Origin of the sequence: Kitasatospora sp. NPDC093550 (genome assembly GCF_044764985.1) — a bacterium.
Lineage (GTDB): Bacteria > Actinomycetota > Actinomycetes > Streptomycetales > Streptomycetaceae > Kitasatospora.
Window position 1 is genome coordinate 334455 of record NZ_JBIWJF010000001.1, and the last position, 17965, is coordinate 352419.

General features: G+C 74.1%; 13 protein-coding genes. 6 read left to right on the forward strand and 7 right to left on the reverse strand.

Features of this window, described 5'->3' with window-relative positions; all coding sequences use genetic code 11:
• Nucleotides 1-385: 385 nt before the first annotated feature.
• A complete protein-coding gene (locus tag ACIRD3_RS01395) occupies nt 386-1648 on the reverse strand; it encodes an acyl-CoA dehydrogenase family protein (protein ID WP_402210742.1) in 1263 nt (420 codons plus the stop codon).
• 427 nt (nt 1649-2075) lie between these two features.
• On the opposite strand from ACIRD3_RS01395, the gene ACIRD3_RS01400 reads away from it, so the two are divergent.
• The 3 genes from ACIRD3_RS01400 (at nt 2076) to ACIRD3_RS01410 (ending at nt 7685) form a co-directional block, all read left to right on the forward strand.
• Nucleotides 2076-3152: a GAF domain-containing protein gene (locus ACIRD3_RS01400; protein WP_402209795.1), complete on the forward strand. Its 1077-nt coding sequence runs from the start codon at nt 2076-2078 to the stop codon at nt 3150-3152.
• A 471-nt stretch (nt 3153-3623) separates the two neighbouring features.
• Entirely contained in the window at nt 3624-5210 is a 1587-nt protein-coding gene (locus ACIRD3_RS01405) for a lipase maturation factor family protein (protein WP_402210745.1), read from the forward strand.
• Nucleotides 5211-5417: 207 nt separating this feature from the next.
• Nucleotides 5418-7685, forward strand: a complete 2268-nt coding sequence (locus tag ACIRD3_RS01410) for a hypothetical protein (protein WP_402209798.1) — start codon at nt 5418-5420, stop codon at nt 7683-7685.
• A 78-nt stretch (nt 7686-7763) separates the two neighbouring features.
• Here ACIRD3_RS01410 and ACIRD3_RS01415 read toward each other — a convergent pair whose 3' ends face one another.
• Both ACIRD3_RS01415 and ACIRD3_RS01420 read right to left on the reverse strand, forming a co-directional pair.
• Complete coding sequence (locus ACIRD3_RS01415; RefSeq protein ID WP_402209800.1) at nt 7764-8834, reverse strand: transglycosylase SLT domain-containing protein; 1071 nt, start codon at nt 8832-8834, stop codon at nt 7764-7766.
• A 51-nt stretch (nt 8835-8885) separates the two neighbouring features.
• Complete coding sequence (locus tag ACIRD3_RS01420; protein ID WP_402209803.1) at nt 8886-9773, reverse strand: helical backbone metal receptor; 888 nt, start codon at nt 9771-9773, stop codon at nt 8886-8888.
• Between the two features lie 229 nt (nt 9774-10002).
• On the opposite strand from ACIRD3_RS01420, the gene ACIRD3_RS01425 reads away from it, so the two are divergent.
• The 3 genes from ACIRD3_RS01425 (at nt 10003) to ACIRD3_RS01435 (ending at nt 13067) form a co-directional block, all read left to right on the forward strand.
• The gene (locus ACIRD3_RS01425) at nt 10003-11085 is read left to right on the forward strand and encodes an ABC transporter substrate-binding protein (protein WP_402209806.1); all 1083 of its coding nucleotides are present in this window, start codon (nt 10003-10005) and stop codon (nt 11083-11085) included.
• 162 nt (nt 11086-11247) lie between these two features.
• The gene (locus ACIRD3_RS01430) at nt 11248-12267 is read left to right on the forward strand and encodes a FecCD family ABC transporter permease (RefSeq protein WP_402210747.1); all 1020 of its coding nucleotides are present in this window, start codon (nt 11248-11250) and stop codon (nt 12265-12267) included.
• Complete coding sequence (locus ACIRD3_RS01435) at nt 12264-13067, forward strand: ABC transporter ATP-binding protein (RefSeq protein ID WP_402209808.1); 804 nt, start codon at nt 12264-12266, stop codon at nt 13065-13067. The genes ACIRD3_RS01430 and ACIRD3_RS01435 overlap by 4 nt, the downstream gene beginning before the upstream one ends.
• 111 nt (nt 13068-13178) lie before the next feature.
• Here ACIRD3_RS01435 and ACIRD3_RS01440 read toward each other — a convergent pair whose 3' ends face one another.
• The 4 genes from ACIRD3_RS01440 to ACIRD3_RS01455 form a co-directional block, all read right to left on the reverse strand.
• Complete coding sequence (locus ACIRD3_RS01440; protein ID WP_402209811.1) at nt 13179-14198, reverse strand: L-tyrosine/L-tryptophan isonitrile synthase family protein; 1020 nt, start codon at nt 14196-14198, stop codon at nt 13179-13181.
• 126 nt (nt 14199-14324) lie between these two features.
• Nucleotides 14325-15683, reverse strand: coding sequence for a cytochrome P450 (locus tag ACIRD3_RS01445; protein WP_402209814.1), 1359 nt, complete (start codon nt 15681-15683; stop codon nt 14325-14327).
• A 61-nt stretch (nt 15684-15744) separates the two neighbouring features.
• On the reverse strand, nt 15745-17124 hold the full coding sequence (locus tag ACIRD3_RS01450) for an MFS transporter (protein WP_402209817.1): 1380 nt from the start codon (nt 17122-17124) through the stop codon (nt 15745-15747).
• Between the two features lie 238 nt (nt 17125-17362).
• Nucleotides 17363-17926: a sigma-70 family RNA polymerase sigma factor gene (locus ACIRD3_RS01455; RefSeq protein ID WP_402209819.1), complete on the reverse strand. Its 564-nt coding sequence runs from the start codon at nt 17924-17926 to the stop codon at nt 17363-17365.
• Nucleotides 17927-17965 lie beyond the last annotated feature (39 nt).

Genomic DNA, 17965 nt, shown 5'->3' on the forward strand with positions numbered 1-17965 from the left:
CTTGTTGCAGGGCCGAGTTGCAGGCCGGGTCGCGGGTCCGAACGGCGGGTCGGCCCGTACGTCCCGGGCGGGCTTCGGGGCACCGAGGCCGGGGTCGCCGGACGGGGTGACGCGGTGTCACCGTCCGGGCGGAGTACTGCCACGGCCGCCGACGGCAGGAAACCTATCAGTCCCAGGTGGCCTTATCGCAACATCAACTGACGATATGTGAACGGTTGATGACCCGGACCGGTCAGCCGGGCGAAAGCGTTCGACGACGGATCGCCGCAGCTCAGCGCCCTTGTCGCGACATGCGGACGGCTCTCCGGGAGGCGGGGTGCGCCGCTCGGAGAGCCGTCAGGAACAGGTCAAGCGATCGTATGCTGAATGATCGGGCGTCCGGAGGTCAGCTCGCCGCGGCGATCGGCACCACGCGGCCGCCCCGCTCGTCCCGGCCCTCGGCCTCCAGCTGGGTCAGCTCGGTCCACGCCCAGCTCGCCAGGTCGGCCAGCTCGGCCGACCACTGCTTGCCGTAGGTGCCCGAGGCCACCTGGCCGAGGCGCAGTCGCTGGACGTCCGAGGTGCCGGCCGGGGCGTAGATGTGGGTGGCGTCGCGCAGGTAGCGGATGATGTTGAACTCCTCCTGGGTGCCGCGGGCGGCCAGGATCTCCATCGCGCTGCGCGCCGAGTCCATCGCGTACTCGGTGTTGACGAGCTTCGCGTTCATCAGCTCCGCGTCGCAGGGCTTGCCGTGGTCCAGCAGGTGCGAGGCGTGGTAGGCGGCCAGCTTGGCGGTCATCAGCCTGGACTGCATCTCGCCCAGCTTCAGCGCGACGCTGTTCAGCTGGTTGAGCGGCTTGCCGTAGAGCACCCGCTCCTCGGCGTAGCGCACGACGTCCTCGACGATCGCGACGTGGATGCCGAGCGCGACGGCACCGAGGTTCAGGCGGCCGTACAGGGTGGAGGAGGAGTAGGCGACGTCCAGGCCCTGGCCCTCCTCGCCGAGCCGGTTGCCGGCCGGGACGCGGCAGTCCTCGAAGACCAACTCGCCGAAGCTGAAGCCGTGCAGGCCGCCCTGCGTCCCGAGCTCGCCGGTCCGGAAGCCGGGGCGGTCGCTCTCGACCAGGAAGGCCGAGAGGCCCGAGCTGCCCTTGCCGGTGCGGAAGACCACGCCGTGCACGTCACCGATGTGGGAGTTGCCGACGAACCACTTGCGGCCGTTGAGCACGTACTCGTCGCCCTCGCGGCGGGCGGTACCGGCCATGCCGAGCACGTGGCCGCCGGACTCGGGCTCGGTCACCGCGATGGTCGGCAGGGACTCGCCCGAGGCGAACCTGGGAAGCCACTTGCGCCGTTGGGCGTCCGAGCCGAAGTGGATCACCTTGGCGACGCCGAGCTGCGAGGCCTGCGCCATGGCGCCCATCGCACCGCTGACGCGGGCCAGCTCCTCCACGATGACGGTCTTGGCCAGGTGGCCCAGGCCCAGGCCGCCGAACTCCTTGGGGATGGTCACACCTATCCAGCCCCGCCGTGCTATCTCCCTCGAGAGTTCGAACTCGACCTCGCGGTCGGCCTCCATTCTGGCGACCTGCGGACGTACCTCCTTCTCCGCGAACTCACGGACCTCCGCCCGGAGGCTCTCGTGCCGCTCGTCGGTGAAGTAGTCCATGGCCATGGTTGTTCCTCTCGCCTCAGTGGGTGTCGTGCCTCCGTTCACGCCGTCGATGCCGCTCCGGCCGCTCCCCGGGAAACGGGTGGGGGTGTGGAGGTGGGCGACCCGATCGCTCCGGTGCCATCGGTGCATGCGGACTCTGGCGCGGTCTTCCCGAGGGAGAGGGAATACCGTCCGTGTCTCCGGCAGGGCTCATTGTCATATGTGAACACCCCCGTCACTGTGAGTGGATCTTGGATTGGCGGGATTCGGCTCGTCACGGCCATCCCCGGGTTTCGCTCCGCCGCGGGCAGGGAAATGATCTTCCCCCTCCTGGAGGCCCGGCTGAGCGGCCGTTCACATGCGGCTTTGACTGTCCATCAGCAACGTCGGTGGCCGGTACCGGTAGCACCGAACGGCCCGGATGTCTGATTACATGTGCGCCATGACTGATGTGATGAGCACTCAAGGCCAGTTCCCGGGTGCCGCCGGGGACTCCGACCGGACCCGCAGGCTGCGCAGCCTGGGTCTCAACGAACCCTCCGCGGACGAGGCCTTCGACCGCTTCGCGCACCTGGCAGCCAGCATCACCCGCGCTCCCATCGCGATGGTCAACTTCATCAACGACGAGCGCCAGATGTTCCGGGGGCTCTACATTCCGCCAAACTCGTCCGACGTCGCGGCCGAGGAAGGCGCTTCGTGGGCGGACCGGGGCATCGCCTTCGACCTCCCGACCCGGCAGATGCCGCTGAGCCACGGCTTCTGCCCGCACGTGGTCGCCCAGCGCTCGCCCCTCGCGCTGGACGACATCCTCGCCTACCCCCGGTTCGCCGGTAACCCCGTCGTGGACGAACTCGGTGTCCGGGCCTACCTCGGAGCCCCGCTCGTCGACGACACCAACACCGTCATCGGCACCGTCTGCGTCCTCGACCGGGAACCCCGGCAGTGGGGGCGCGAGCGGCTGCGCGACATCCAGCACCTCGCCGAGGCGCTGCTCTCCGAGATCCGGCTGCGCGACAACCTCCTCGCCCAGCAGCAGGAGATGTTCGCCGCCTTCGACGGCTCCCCGTTCCCCATCATGCTCACCGACGGCCCCGGCCAGGAGATCCGCTACGCCAACGCCCAGCACGCCGACACCTTCGGCGCCCCGGTGGCGTACGGCTCGATCGGGCAGGCCTACCCGCAGCTCGGCGTGGCCGGCCTCCAGCAGGCCGTCTCCGAGGCGTACCGCACCGGCCGCGTCACCGTCCTCAACGACGTCCGGGTGCAGTCGAACCGCCCCGAGGCCCAGCGGATCCAGCAGATCTTCAGCTTCACCTGCACCCCGCTGCGGACCGCGCGCACCGGCCAGGTCAACGGTGTCCTCACCGTCGGCATGGACGTCACCGCGCAGTCCCGCACGGAGGAGGAGCTCGGCACGCTGGCCGCCCTGCTGGTCGACCGGCTGCAGCAGAACGGCACCGCCACCGCGACCGGCCGCCCGGGCGTCCCCGGCGGGACCGGACTCGTCCTGCCGGGCTGAACCGCCGACCGGCCGCCCGTGCACGGCACCGCCGTTCACGACCACCCCGCCCGCAACGCCGCACCACCCGTACGGCTCGTCCTGTTCGTCCTGTTCGTACGGTCCGTTCGGCCCGTATTACCCGCATTGCTCGCACCGACCGCACCACCTGAACCACCCGTACCGCTCACCGTCGTGGCGGGGCGCCTCTCACCCCCGAGGAGAGGCTCCCCGCCACGAGGCCTTTCCGGGGCCGGACGGGCAGCCCGGGAGAACGCTCCGGCAGCGGAAGGTCTGCGGAAGGGCAACGGAGGGGCAACGGAAGCCCTGCGGAGGGGCAGTGGAAGGGAAGCGGAAGGTCAGCGCAACGGCAGTGGAGGGGCAGTGGTCCGGCCATGGTCCGGCAGGCTCCCCGGCCGAGCGGGTGAACCGTCCGCCGCCCGCGCCCCGGCCGGGCCCCTCCGCCGGGCAGCGGTGGTAGGCATGGGCCGCATGGACTGGTTCGCCGCCCCCGACTACTGGCTGAGCCGGCTGATCGTCCAACGCCTGCTCGCCGCCCTCTACCTGACCGGATTCCTCAACGCCGCCGCGCAGTTCCGCGCCCTCATCGGCGCTGACGGCATGCTGCCGGTGCCCCGCTTCACCGCCCGCGTCCCGTTCCGCCGCTCGCCCGGCCTGTTCCACCTCCACTACAGCGACCGCTTCTTCGCCACCGTCGCCTGGAGCGGGGCCGCCCTGGCCGCCGGAGTGACGGCCGGGCTCGGCGACGCCGTCCCGCTCTGGGCCTCCATCCCGCTCTGGGCGGTGCTCTGGGTCCTCTACCTCTCCATCGTCAACGTCGGGCAGACCTGGTACTCCTTCGGCTGGGAGTCCCTGCTGCTCGAAGCCGGCTTCCTCGCCGCCTTCCTGGGCAACGCCGACACGGCCCCGCCCACCCTCGTGCTGTGGCTGATGCGCTGGCTGGTCTTCCGGGTCGAGTTCGGCGCCGGACTGATCAAACTGCGCGGCGACAGCTGCTGGCGCGACCTGACCTGCCTGCGCTACCACCACGAGACCCAGCCGATGCCGGGGCCGCTCAGCTGGTTCTTCCACCACCTGCCCGACCCACTGCACCGGGTCGAGGTCGCCGCCAACCACGTCGTCCAACTCGTCGTACCGGTCGGCCTGCTACTCCCGCAGCCCGTCGCGAGCTACGCCGCCTGCGCCGTCATCGCCACCCAGCTGTGGCTGATCGCCTCCGGCAACTTCGCCTGGCTCAACTGGCTCACCATCACCCTCGCCGTCGCCGCCGTCGAACCCGCCCGCCTCGGCCTGCCCGTCCACGCCCGCCGCTATCCCGGCAGCCCGGTCTGGTACGAAGCACTGGTGATCGCGCTGGCCGCGGCCGTCGCCGTCCTCAGCTACTGGCCGGTGCGGAACATGGTCTCCCGCGGCCAGGTCATGAACCGCTCCTTCAACCGGCTCCACCTCGTCAACACCTACGGCGCCTTCGGCAGCGTCAACCGCCTCCGCCAGGAGGTCGTGATCGAGGGCACCGACGAGGCCGTCCTCACCCCGCGGACGGTCTGGCGCGAGTACGGCTTCAAGGGCAAACCGGGCGACGTGCGCCGCCTGCCGCGCCAGTACGCCCCCTACCACCTGCGGCTCGACTGGCTGATGTGGTTCGCCGGCATCTCACCCGGCTACGCCGGCCCCTGGTTCCTGCCCTTCGTCGCCCGGCTGCTGGCCGGCGACCCGGCCACGCTGCGCCTGCTGCGCCACAACCCCTTCCCGGACGCCCCGCCGACCCACGTCCGGGCGACCCTCTACCTCTACCGGTTCACCGGTTGGCGCGAACTGCGGGAAACCGGCGCGTGGTGGCACCGCACCGCGCTGAACGAGTACCTGGCGCCGGTCGACCTGGCCGCCCTCGGTCGGGCCGGGTACCGACCACCCCTCGGCCGACCGCGCCGAGGCGTCCGCGAGGTCCCGCTGGAGCGGCCCCGACGGCCCGTCCGCCGTCCCGGCCCGTCCACCGGTCGGCGCACGGAGCACCCGTCCGGACCAGCGCCGGACCACCCGGGAGGGTCCCCCGAGTAGCGGCCAGGCGGGCGGTACGGCACACGACACCGGCCCGTCGGGGCGGTGGGTGCGTGCAAGGCTCGAACGGGCACCCGTATTCTGGGCCTCCACAACCGGCAGCCCGACCGCGCGCCCCCTCGCCCCGCCCCAGGGGCACCTCCGCGCACCCGGTCCGCCGCCCCCTCGCCGTCAGCCCCGCCGCCGTCGCCCAGAACCGGACCTCACATGACAGTGCTTCACTCGCGCAACGCCGACGCAGCCGACCCGGCGGACGTCGCCGACGCCGCAGACGTCAAGGACCCCCAGGACGCCGCCGCGGAGCCCGACCTCCGCGAGGACCTCGGCCGCTACGCCGACCTCGGGGCCTTCACGCTCACCGCCGACACCCACGCCTGGTACGCGGCCGTCGACACCGTCGCCACCCCGGAGGACGCCCGCGCCGCCTCCACCGCGCTCGCCGAACTGCGCGGCCGCGACCTGCAGCAGACCTGGGAGGCCGTCACCGCGCTGGCCGCCGAGGTCAAACTGGACGAACCCGACACCGTCGCCAAGACCGCGCTGCTGGTCGAGATGCTCCAGCGGGTGCACCGCACCTCCGCCACCCTCACCCCCGCCGCGTACGACGCCGACCTCGGCGCCCTCGCCGCCGCCACCGCCGACAGCGCCTGGCGCCGCGAGAACGGCGTCAAGCTCTCCTGGCTGCGCGGCCGCTCGCTGCGCAAGCAGGCCACCGCCCTCGCCACCGACCGCCGCGTCCGCCGCGAGGACCTGCACGAGGCCCTCGCCTCCGCCGAGATCGAGCGCCGCGCCTGGGCCGCCCTCGCCCCGGCCGGCACCCTCCCGGTCGCGCCCTCCGACGGCGCCCTGGTCGACCGCACCGCCCAGGCCTTCGAGGCCATCACCACCGGCCTGCGCGACCTCGCCCGGCTGCTGCCCGACCACGACCTCGACGGTCTGGCCTTCGGCGAACTGATCGACCTGGTGGAGCGGCTCGCCGCCGACGAGGGCACCCTCTACCGCCTCCCCACCATCCGCGGCCTGCGCGCCACCCTGGAGGAGGCCGGCCTCGGCGAACTGCTCGCCGAACTCACCGCCGCCAAGGCCGACCGCCGCGCTGCCGAGGCCGCGTACGCGGCCCGCCAGGCACTGGCGGGCGGGCAGCGCGACGGCCTGGCGGAGTCGGCCGTCGTCGAGGAGACGGCGGTCGAGGCGTCGGACGTTCCGGCGTCGGAGGTCTCGGAGACGGATGCTTCGGAGACGGATGCTTCGGGGGCGGACGTTTCGGAGTCGGAGACCGAGGTGTCGGACGTCGAGGCGTCGGATGCCGAGGCCGCGGCGCGTCAGGCGCTGGCCGGCGGACAGCGGGACGGGCTCGTGGAGGAGGCCCCGGTTTCGGTGACCGCTCCGCTCGAGGAGGTCGAGGCGGTCGAGGCCGTCGCCGCCATCGAGGTGGCGGTCGAGGAGGCCGTCGCGCCCGAGGTCGACGTCGAGGCCGAGGTGGAGACCGAAGCTGAGGTCGAGGTCGAGGTTGAGGTGGAGCCGGCCCCGGAGGCTGACACCGACACCGTCACCGACGCCGTGACCGCCGAGGTCGAGCCGGCTGTGCTGGAGGAGCTGGCGGAGGAGGAGACCCCGGCCGACGTGGTCTCCCTCCCGGCTCCCTCCCCGGCCGCCGACGACCTGGTCGCCGCCGCGACCGCCGCTCTGGCCGAGGCCGCAGCGGCGGACGAGGCCGTGGCGGAGGAGGCCTCCCCGGTCGTCGAGGCCGAGGAGCCCACCGCCGAGGCGGAGGCGTCCGAGGAGCCGGTGGCCGAGGTCGTCGAGCCCGTGGCCGAGGTCGAGGTCGAGGTCGAGGTCGTCGAGCCGGCCGACGAGGCGGTCGTGGCGGAGACTCCTGCCGTCGAGGAGTCCGCTGACGTCGAGCCCGTGGCCGAGCCCGTGGCCGAGGAGCTCGTGGCCGAGCCCGTCGTCGAGGAGCCGGTGGCTGAGGTCGTGGCCGAGGAGCCTGCCGTCGAGCCGGTGGCTGGGGCTGCTGTCGAGGAGCCGTCCGTCGAGGTCGTCGATGGCGTCGAGCCGGTGGCCGAGGCCGTCGTCGAGGAGCCGGCCGTCGAGGCCGAGGTTGACGCCGCAGCGGCGGAGGAGTCCGCGGTCGAGCCCGAGGCCGTCGTGGACCAGCCCGCCGCCGAGCTTGAGCCCGAGGTCGAGCCCGCTGCCGAGCCTGAGCCCGAGGCCGCCGAGGAGGTCGCCGCTGAGCCGGTGGCCGCTGATGACGCCTCCGGCCGTCCCGCGAAGCCGGACTTCACGCCCGGTCGTCCCGTGACCGCCTACTCGGCCGACGAGCTGCTCGCCGTCGTGCGGTGGGTGGACGGCGACGGGGTCGAGCGGAGCGAGGAGGAACTGCTGCGGGCGGCCATGAAGGAGCTGGGCTTCGCCCGTCTCGGCCCCCGGATCAAGGAGGCGCTGGGCGCCGCCGTCACCGCCGCCCGCGGCTGACCGGGGACACGCCGCCGGAGCTACGGGGCCCGGGACGCGATCGTGCGTCCCGGGCCCCGTCGCGTTCCGGGGCTCGGGTCAGCCGGCCTTGTTCCAGGGCTGGCCGGCCATCAGCGCCTTCACGTTGGCGACGTACGAGGGGTTGGGGATGACCAGGCTGCCGACGACCTCGCCGGTGGTCGGGTCGGTGACGGCGTTGTAGTGCACGTTGCCCGCGCCCGCGTTGTACGCGGCGATGACCAGGTCGAGCAGCGGGGTCTTGCCGGTGGCCGGGTCGGGGGAGAGGTCGTACGTACCGCCGAAGGAGGAGTCGCCGTAGTAGGCGACGAGCCAGTCCAGCAGCTGGGTGCCGAGCTGGACGTTCCCGGCGAGCGTGGTGGCGTCCGAGGTGGTGCCGTACTTGCCGTTCATCCAGCTGATGGTGTTCGGCATGACCTGCATGGTGCCGATGCCGCCGTCGCAGGCGAGGATGCCGGACTGCCAGCCGCTCTCCTGCCAGGCGATCGCCTTGACCAGGTTGACGGGCAGCGGCGGGAGCCGGTCGGTGCCACCGTTGCTCAGCTTGAGCGCGCGGGCCTGGCCGGCGGCGGTGGTGAGGGCTGCGGCGACGGCTTCCTTGGGCTCGTCCGGCCGGGGCCTGCTGGGCTTGCAGCCGCTCTCCAACGGGGGTACGTGCGGGGACGGCGGGGCGGGCGGCGGCGGGGGCGCGACCGGGCCGGGCTTGGCGGTCGGCACCGGGGCCGCGATGACGGGCTTGGCGACCGGCGGCTGGGTGGTGATCCCGGCGGGCAGGTTGCCGCCGCCGGCCTTGGCGGCGGTGCCCGGCGGCGTGCTCGGCGCGGCCTTCCCGGACTTGCCCGCGCCGGCGCCCGGACTCTGCGAGGCACCGGGGCCCGCGGTCGTGCTCGCGCCCGTCCCCGCACTCGGGCCCGTGCTCGGCGGGGCGGTCGGGCCGGGGGCGTCGCTCGCGGACGGGCTCGCGCCGGTGGTCCCGGTGGCCGTGGCGCTCGCCGCCACCGGGGTGCCGGCCGCGCCGGCGTCCTGGTGCTTGCCGTCGGCGTGCTGGGTGCCGCAGCCCGCCAGGACGGCGGTGGACACGGCCGCGGCCGACACCAGGACCAGTGTCCGCCGTGTGGTGCTGAATCTCATCGGTGGTTCCCCCCGCTCGTCACCGGGCCGTCCCGGTGAGTGGCGGTCATCCTACGAGGCGCCGTCACGGCCCCGGACGAACGGGTGGCCGAGCGCCTGCCGCAGGACGGCGGGTGCCGTGACGAGGGACGGTCCGTACCAGGTCAGGTGCCGTCCGCTGACCAGGGCGACCGGTGTGCCCGGGAACGCGTCCGGGCCGTCCTCGGCGGTGAAGCGGTACGGCTCGTCCGGCAGGAGGACCAACTCGGGCCGAAGGGCGATCAGTTCCGGCAGGGGGACGGCCGGGTAGCGCTCGGGGTGGTCGGCGTGCACGAGCCGGAGGCCCAGGCGCTGCAGCAGGTCCCCGGCGAAGGTGTCGCGGCCGAGGACCATCCAGGGACGGCGCCAGATCGGCACGATCGTCGTGGGGCCGTCGGCCTCCCGGTCCGCCGGGCCGGCCGTGCCGCTCGTCCCGGGCGTGCCGCTCGTTCCGCTCATCCGGGTCGTTCCGCTCGTTCCTTCGCGGATGACCGGCGCCCAGGCCGCCTCCGCCTCGTCCAGCCAGGCGGGGCGCGGCAGTCGGCAGGCCACGGTCAGCAGCCGGTCCAGCGAGCGGAAGGCGTCGTCCAGGGTGCGGACGTCGGTGACCCAGACCGGGACGCCGGCCGCCCGCAGCGCGTCCAGGTCGGGGCGCCGGTTCTCCTCGTCGTTGGCGATGACCAGGTCGGGTTCGAGCGCGAGGACGCCCGGGACGTCCGGGTTCTTGGTGCCGCCGATCCGGGGGACGGCCAGGTCGGCGGGGTGGCTGCACCAGTCGGTGGCGCCGACCAGCAGGCCGGGCGCGGTGACGGCGACCGCCTCGGTCAGCGAGGGCACCAGCGAGACCACCCGGCGGGGCGGGCGCGGCCCGAGCGGGACGGGGAGGTCGAGGTCGTCGCGCGGGGTGGTGGGGTCGGCCATCCGGCCAGCCTACGTCCCGTTCCTGCCGTTCCTGCCGTTCCTGCCGTTCCTGCCGTTCCTGCCGGGCCGTCGGGACTCTGCGGGTCGGTGGGGCCGGGTGCCGGGGGTCGGGGCGCCGAGGGCGTGAAAGGGGTCCGGAATCCCGGGAACCGGCCGACCGGGCCGTCCGACTACCTGGTCCGGGTCCGCAGCACGGGCCCGAGCACGGACCACGACCAGGAGAGTTGTCATGCGCCCACGCGTTGTCTGCGGAATCGCGGCCGCCGTCGCCCTGTTCGCCACGGCCTGCGGAAGCGGTGGCGGGGGTGGACAGGGCGCCGCCGTCACCGCCCAGGCCGCCCCGGCCGGCGCCTACCCGGTCAAGGTCGCCGACTGCGCGGGCAAGGAGACCGTGATCGCCAAGGCGCCGACGAAGATCGTCACCAGCAACGCGGCGAGCCTGGAGCTGCTGCTCCGCCTCGGTGCCGGAGACCGGGTGATCGGCACCGGCTTCCCGCCGGGCAAGGGCACCCTGCCGGGCGACCTCGCCGAACAGGGCGGCAAGGTGCCGGTGTTGGGGGAGAAGGCCATCCCCAAGGAGAAGCTGCTCGGCTCCGGCGCCGACCTCTACGTCGACACCTTCAGCGCGATGCCGATGATGGGCGGGGGCGCCACCGGACCGAGCGAGCAGGAGTACGCCGCGGCCGGGATCCAGCACGTCTTCCTGCTCTCCACCGCCTGCGCCGGGACCCCGAAGGCCGCCAAGGCGCCGCGCACCGACTTCGCGGGCATCGAGGACGACATCCGCCGGCTGGGCGCCGTCACCGGCACCGCGGCCCGCGCGGAGGAACTGGTGTCCGGGATGGAGAAGCAGGTCGGGGAGGTCCGCACGGCGCTCTCGTCCCTCCCGGAGGGGCAGCGGCCGAGCTACTTCGTCTTCGACTTCGACGCCGGCACCAAGCAGCCGGTGGCGGTCTGCGGCCGGCAGGTCGCCAACGCGGTGATCAACCAGGCCGGAGCGCGCAACGTGTTCGCCGACTGCGACGCCGACTTCAAGCCCGGCTCCTGGGAGGACGTCGTCGCCAAGAACCCGGACTGGATCCAGCTCGCCGTCCGCAACCGGGGCAGCGAGGAGGCCACCCGCAAGGCCTTCGACGAGGCCGAGGCCTTCCTGAAGGGCTTCCCCGCGACCCAGGGCCTGAAGGCCGTCCAGGAGGGGCACTTCGTCCGGCTCGGCTCCGAGGTGACCACGATCGCGGGCGTGCGCAACGCCGACGCCGTCCGGCAGATCGCCGCGACCGTCCACCCCGATCTCGTCAAGAACGGCCAGTAGACCGTGACGTCGGCCGCTCGTGCCGAGGGGGTCCAAGCCGACGCGGCCGACCCCGACGCCGTCGAACCCATCGCCGCCGAGCCCCACGCCGCCGACCCCGAGGACGTCCGCGCCCGGGCCGTCGACACCCGCCGCCCGGCCCGCACGCTGCGGGCCGGGCCGCTGGCCGCCGTCCTCGCCGTCGCCCTGGTGCTCGCGCTGACCGCGGCCGTCTCGCTCGGCTCGGTGGACCTCCCGCCCGGCGAGGTCTGGTCGGTGGTCGCCCGCCGCCTCACCGGGCGGGCCGCCGAACCCGGCACCCGCGACCTCATCGTCTGGCAACTACGCTTTCCGCGCGCCCTGTTGGCGGCCGTGGTGGGAGCCGGTCTCGGCCTGGTCGGCACCGCCGTCCAGGCCTTGGTGCGCAACCCGCTCGCCGACCCGTACCTGCTCGGCATCTCCTCCGGTGCCTCGCTCGGGGCGGTCGCCGCGATCGTCCTCGGCAGCACCCTCGGGCTCCAGCTCTCCTTCGGCAGCGCGCTCGGCCTCACCGTCTCCCTGGCGGCGTTCGCCGGCGCGCTCGCCGCGTTCTCGCTGGTCTGGCTGATGGCCCGGCGCGGCGGCGGCTTCTCCCCGCTGCGACTGGTGCTCGCGGGCATCGGCATCGCCCAGTTCCTCGGCGGCCTCACCAGCTACCTCGTCCTGCAGACCCGCGACGAGCAGCAGACCAGGGGAGTGCTGTTCTGGCTCATGGGCAGCCTCGGCGGCGCCGTATGGGCCCAACTCGCCGTGCCCGCGGCTGCGGTGGCGCTCGGCCTGGCCCTGCTGCAGGCCCGTGCCCGGGGGCTCAACGCGATGCTGATGGGCGACGAGACGGCCGCCGGGCTCGGCGTGGACGTCACCCGGCTGCGCCGCGAGGTCTTCGTCGTCACCAGTGTGCTCACCGGCGTCCTGGTCGCCGTCTCCGGTGCGATCGGCTTCGTCGGGCTCATGGTGCCGCACGTCTGCCGGCTGCTCCTCGGCGGCGACCACCGGCGCCTGCTGCCGCTGTCCGCACTCACCGGGGCGCTGCTGCTGGTCGTCGTCGACACCGTGGCCCGCACCGCCCTGGACGGCCAGGAGCTGCCGATCGGCGTGGTCACCGCCGTGCTCGGCGCTCCCACCCTGCTCTACCTGCTGGACCGACGACTGGAGCGCAATTGAGGATCGCCGTCGAGGACGTGAGCGTCACCCTGGCCGGCCGGACGGTGGTCGCCGGAGTCCACCTGGTCGCCGAGGAGGGGGAGATCGCCGGACTGGTCGGGCCCAACGGGAGCGGCAAGTCCAGCCTGCTGCGCACCGTCTACCGGCACCTGCGGCCGAGCGCGGGGCGGGTGCTGCTGGCCGGGCGGGACCTGGCCGGCCTGAAGCCCGCGCAGTCCGCCCGGCACGTCGGGGCACTGCCGCAGGAGCGCGGCGGGGACTTCGAGTTGAGCGTCCGCGAGGTGGTCGCGATGGGCCGCACCCCGTACAAGCGGGCCTTCGCCGCCGACGACGCAGAGGACCACCGGATCACCGCCGAGGCGCTGAGCCGGGTGGGCATGGCCGTGGCCGCCGACCGCCGGTTCGCCGAACTCTCCGGCGGCGAACGGCAACGGGTGCTGCTGGCCCGCGCGCTCGCGCAGCAGCCGGACGTCCTGGTGCTGGACGAGCCGACCAACCACCTGGACGTCCGGCACCAGGTGGAGCTGCTCGCCCTGCTGCGGGAGCAGCGCCGCACCACCCTGGTCGCGCTGCACGACCTCAACGCGGCCGCCTCGGTCTGCGACCGGCTGCACGTCCTGCACCGGGGCGCCCTGGTCGCCTCCGGGGCGCCGCGCGAGGTGCTGACCGCCGAGCTGCTCGCGGAGGTCTTCGGGGTGCGGGCGGCGGTGGTCGAACACCCGCTCACCGGCGATCCGTTGATCGCCTTCGACCACCGCACCCCGGTCGTCGGCGCGGTGGTCGCGTCGGCGGGGCGGTAGTCGCGACGGCGGGGCGGTGGTCGCGACGGCGGGGCGGTGGTCGCGACGGCGGGGCGGTGGTCGCGTCGGCGGGGCGGTGGTCCGCCCCTTCCCGCGCCCCGGAGGGTTTCCTCAGCAGGCCTCGTAGTGGCTCGGCCGGCCGTCGCGCAGCACCGGGCGGCCGAGCTCCGCGGCCTCCTCGCTGCGCAGCAACTCCCAGCTCCCGTCCGTCCGGTGGAGCACCGAGGAGTGCCAGGGCGTGGTCCACACGTCGGCCGCCGCCAGCAGCCGGATGCCGAACTTCGCCACACCGGCCGGCTGCGGGTGGATCGAGAGCCGGACGGCCCTGGGGTGCTGCTCGGCGATCAGCTCGCCCCAGGCGCGGCTGCGCTGGATCACCCCGTAGGCGCGGCGGCGGCACTCCCGCTGCAGTGCCGAGCGGGTGCCGGGGAAGTCGACGGCGTCCTCGGTGAGGAAGCGGGTGATGCCCCGGTAGAGCCGCAGGGTCTCCTCCTCGCTCAGCACCTGCTCGCGCAGCTCCTCGACGCTGGGGGCGTACCGCTCGTGCACCCGGGCGCGCTTCTCGTCGTACGGGAGGTCGCCGAGGACGGCCCGGAGGTCGAAGGTGGCGAGGTGGCCGAGGCGTTCGCGGGCGATCATCGCGGTCAACTCGTCGGAGTACGCGTCGATGTGCTCGTCCGGGACGTCGATCAGGTCGCCGAAGACGTGCCCGTCCGAGCAGATCAGGATCCGGGCGCCGGGCGCGTGGTGGCGGCCTATCTCGGCGCAGAGCCGGTCGAGGAAGGTCAGCGACAGCCGCTCGCCCTCGTCCGGCAGGTGGCCGAGGACCTTCGCGGGGTTCGGTGACTTGCACGGGAAGCCGGGCAGGGTGAACACGATCGGCTCGTCGGCGGCGATGAAGTCCGCCAACTGGGAGAGCTGGAGCGGGAAGTGCTCGGACCGGGCGTTGAGCTCCGGGTCGGAGGCGCGGCGGTGCGGCAGCAGCAGTCCCAGGATGCGGGCGGCCAGCCGCTCGGCGTGATCGGTGCTGCCGGCGGTGGTGCTCGGTGTGCCGGTGGCGGTGCTGGTGCTGCTGCTCGCGTTGGTGCGGGTCGCGGGGTTCGGGGCGGTGGCGGTGCCGGCGGGCGGCATGGTGGTTCCTCCACGGATGGCGGGGCGGTACGGGCTGCGGGCAGGCGGAGCGGGGTGCGGAGCCTCGGGCTGCCGAGGGCGCCGGCTGCGGGGTGGTGCTTCGGTGGGCTGGTGCCGCCGGTGCGGTCAGCGGCGCCGGTCGTAGGCGACGGGCAGGCGGTTGACCCCACGGGCCAGGACGGCGGGGATCCACGCGAGGTCCGCCAGGTCGTCCCCGAGGGCCTCGGCCGGGCGCAGTCCGGGCAGGCGGGTGAGCAAGGTGCCGAGGGCGACCTGGAGTTCGGCCCGGGCCAGGGCGGCGCCCGGGCAGTAGTGGATGCCGTGGCCGAAGGCGAGGTGGGCGTTGGGGGAGCGGTCGAGGTCGAGGCGGTCGGGCTCCGGGAACTGCTCGTCGTCGCGGTTGGCGGCGCAAAGTGAGACGATCACCGAGTCTCCGGCCGGGACGGCGGTGCCGAACAGGTCGCTGTCCTCGGCGAAGAAGCGCCAGGTGGTGAGCTCGAACGCGGCGTCGTGGCGCAGCAGTTCCTCCACCGCGCGGGCGAGCAGGCCGGGCTCGTCGACGCCGGCGCGCAGGCGCTCGAGCTGCTCGGGGTGGCGCAGCAGGGTGATCAACATGGTGGTGATCTGGTTGGTGACCGGCTCCTGCCCGGCGACCAGCAGTTGGAAGACCATGGAGTCGAGCTCCTCGCGGCTCAACTCGCCCGCGTCGTGGGTGGCGACGAGCCGGCCGAGCAGGTCCTCGGACTCCACCCAGCCGGGCTCGCGGCAGTCGGCGCGCTTCCGGGCGACGACCTCGGCGATGTACGTCTGCAGACCGCGCAGCCGCGCCTCGTACGCCGGACGGCCCGGGTCCTGCGGGCCGACGGGCTGCACCACCTTGCCCCAGTCCCGGTCGAAGCGGTCCGCCAACTCGGCGGGCAGGCCGATGACTTCGGCGAGCACCCGGAACGGGTAGTGGGCCGCGAACCCGGCCACCAGGTCGGCACCGCCGGTCTCGGGCAGCCCGTCCACCAGTGCGTCGGCCAGCTCCCGCAGCCGGGGGCGCAGGGACTCCACCCGGCGCGGGGCGAAGGCGTCCAGGACGAGCCGGCGCATCGAGGTGTGCTTGGGCGGGTCCTGGTGCAGCAGGTGCACCTGGAGCTGGGAGTGCTGCGGTTCGGGCATGATCGACGCCAGCCGGCGCCAATCGTCGTTGCCCAGGGCGTGGTTCTTGCCGAGACGCGGGTCGTTGAGGGCCGCGTGGGCGGCCCGGTAACCGGTGACCAGCCAGGCGTGGATGCCGCTGGGGAACTCCACCCGGTGCACCGGCCCGGCCTCGCGCATCCGGCGGTACAGGGGGTACGGGTCGGCCTTGTACGCCGGACCGTACAGCGGGACGGGGGAGGGGAGGCGGTCGTGGCCGTAGGGACAGCGCGGGGTGTCGTCGGCGCCGGCGGTCGCGTCGGGAGCGGTGCCGGGAGTGGTGCCTGGGATGGTGTGGGTCATCTGGGACGGTCCTTCGGTGGGAGCGGATCCGGGTGAGGCGGGACGGGTGGGGCCGGGGCCGTCACGACGCGGCCCGGCGGTGCAGGGCGAGCAGGGCGACGGCGGTGGCCGCGACCAGGGCGGCCAGGGCGATCCCGGCACGGGTCCCGGTGGTGCTGCCCGGGCCCGGGCCGGCCAGCGAGGCGGCGGTGGCGAGGGCCGGGCCGAGTGCGAACCCGAGACTGCGGGCGAGTTGGACGGCGGAACCGGCGGTGGCGAGCTTGCCGGGCGGGGAGGCGGTCATCACCAGGGCCTGGGTGGGGCCGCCGTTGAGGCCCATCCCGGCACCGGCGAGGGCGAGCCGCGCGGCGATGTCGAGGGCGGACCAGTCCGTGTCCAGCGGGACGAGCAGGGCCAGGCCGAGGGTGGTGACGACGGCGCCGGTGAGCGCGGTCGGGCGGGCGCCCCAGCGGTCGGCCAGCCGCCCGCCGACCCGCCCGGCCAGCACCATGCCGAGCGGGAACGCCAGCATGGTCAGCGCGGTGGTGGTGGCGCTCTCGCCCCGGGGGCCGCGCAGGTGCTGGGCGAGCAGGTAGTGGCAGGCCGCGAAGCCGGCGGCGAGCGCCAGCACCGAGGCGTTGACCCCGGCGGTTCCGGCGGCCCGCAGTACCTCGGCCACCGGTCGGCCGCCGGGCCGTCGCAGCCACAGCAGCACCAGCGGTGCGGCGGGCAGGGCGAGCAGCAGCCACTGCGGCGCCTCGGGCGCCAGGGTGAGCCCGAGCAGGACGGCGGCGACGGCGCCGCCGATCAGCCCGGCGTCGCCGAGCGAACCCCGGTCGGGCGGCCGCAGCCCGCCGCGGCGCGGGGCGTGCCGGCGCACGATCAGCACGGCGGCCAGGCAGACCGGCAGCTTCACCAGGAAGACCGCCCGCCAGCCGAGGTGGTCCAGCAGCAGACCGCCGACGACCGGGCCGGTCACGGCACCGAGCGGGCCGAGCGTCGCGGGCACGCTCATCGCCCGCCCGCGCAGCTCCGGCCGGACGGAGGTCGCGGCGAGCACCGGCATCAGGACGAAGAGCACCGCCCCGAACGCGCCCTGCAGCAGCCGGGCGGCGATCAGCCAACCCGCCCACGGGGCCGCGGACGCCAGCACGCTGCAGCCGGCGAAGCAGCCGACCGCGAGCAGCAGCGCGGACCGCGTGCCGACCTGGTCCAGCCACCGTCCGGCGGGCAGGAGCAGGGCGACGAGCGGGAGTTGGTAGCCGAGCACGGCCCACTGGGCGACCCCGGGGGAGACGTGCAGACCGGCCGAGATGTCGGTGAGCGCGAGGTTGACCACGTTCATGTCGAGCATCGCGACGAAGGAGAGCAGGCCCGCGGCCACGACCAGGCTCCAGCGGTCGACCGGTTCCTGCCGACGTCCCGTCAGTGCTGCGGTGACCGTGGTCGGTTGTGCTGCCATGGAGTCCCTCCGTTCCCGTGGTGCCGTCATGGACACCGCCTCGGCGGCGGGGTCCGGTACAGCAGTCGGGGGTGCGAGGGCTCCGGTTCCGAACACTTGGGTGATTTTTTCCGTGGCGCCGAGGTGGGCGGCGGCAGGTGACAGCTGACAGCTGACAGATTTCGAAATCTGTCAGCTGTCAGCTGTTATCCGTCGTCTGTCGGTTGTCGGTTGTCGGTTGTTCGCCCGTCCCCGCGGCTCAGCAGGCGGCGGCGAGCTCCCCGGCCTCCGCCGCCCGCAGGCGCGCTATCAGCTCCTCCCTGGCCCGGGCGACCCGGGAGCGGACGGTGCCGACGGGGCAGCCGGCGACCTCGGCGGCCTCGGCGTAGCTCAGCCCGACCACCTGGGTCAGCACGAAGGCCTCCCGTCGCTGGGCGGGCACCCGGTCGAGCAGGTCGCCGAGCGCGATCCCGTCCTCGAACCCGGCCTCCGGCGCGCCGCTCTGCCGCTCCGCGGCCTCCTGCCAGTCGGGCAGCGCCGCGCAGCGCGGCCGGGCGGCGGCCATCCGGTACCGGTCGATCACCGTGCGCCGGGCGATCGACAGCAGCCAGGTGCGGGCCGAGGAGCGCCCGGCGAACGCGGGCAGGCCGCGCAGCGCGCGCAGGAAGGTCTCCTGGGCGAGGTCGTCGGCGGACTGCACGTCGGTCAGATGGGCGACGAAGCGCCAGACGTCCCGCTGGGTCGCGCGGACGAAGGCCTCGACGTCCGAAGCCCGGCCGGAGCGGGCGGTCAGCGCGAGGGCGGTGAGCTGCTCGTCATCCACGGCGGCCTCCGACCCGGTTGGTGCTGACCCGGTCGGTGC

Excerpts from the sequence above, each read along its gene's own strand:
- ACIRD3_RS01395 (WP_402210742.1), bottom strand. The coding sequence starts at position 1,648 with ATGGACTACTTCACCGACGAGCGGCACGAGAGCCTCCGGGCGGAGGTC.
- ACIRD3_RS01420 (WP_402209803.1), bottom strand. The coding sequence starts at position 9,773 with ATGGCCGACCCCACCACCCCGCGCGACGACCTCGACCTCCCCGTCCCG.
- ACIRD3_RS01445 (WP_402209814.1), bottom strand. The coding sequence starts at position 15,683 with ATGACCCACACCATCCCAGGCACCACTCCCGGCACCGCTCCCGACGCG.
- ACIRD3_RS01415 (WP_402209800.1), bottom strand. The coding sequence starts at position 8,834 with ATGAGATTCAGCACCACACGGCGGACACTGGTCCTGGTGTCGGCCGCG.
- ACIRD3_RS01405 (WP_402210745.1), top strand. The coding sequence starts at position 3,624 with ATGGACTGGTTCGCCGCCCCCGACTACTGGCTGAGCCGGCTGATCGTC.
- ACIRD3_RS01450 (WP_402209817.1), bottom strand. The coding sequence starts at position 17,124 with ATGGCAGCACAACCGACCACGGTCACCGCAGCACTGACGGGACGTCGG.
- ACIRD3_RS01400 (WP_402209795.1), top strand. The coding sequence starts at position 2,076 with ATGACTGATGTGATGAGCACTCAAGGCCAGTTCCCGGGTGCCGCCGGG.
- ACIRD3_RS01425 (WP_402209806.1), top strand. The coding sequence starts at position 10,003 with ATGCGCCCACGCGTTGTCTGCGGAATCGCGGCCGCCGTCGCCCTGTTC.
- ACIRD3_RS01410 (WP_402209798.1), top strand. The coding sequence starts at position 5,418 with ATGACAGTGCTTCACTCGCGCAACGCCGACGCAGCCGACCCGGCGGAC.
- ACIRD3_RS01440 (WP_402209811.1), bottom strand. The coding sequence starts at position 14,198 with ATGCCGCCCGCCGGCACCGCCACCGCCCCGAACCCCGCGACCCGCACC.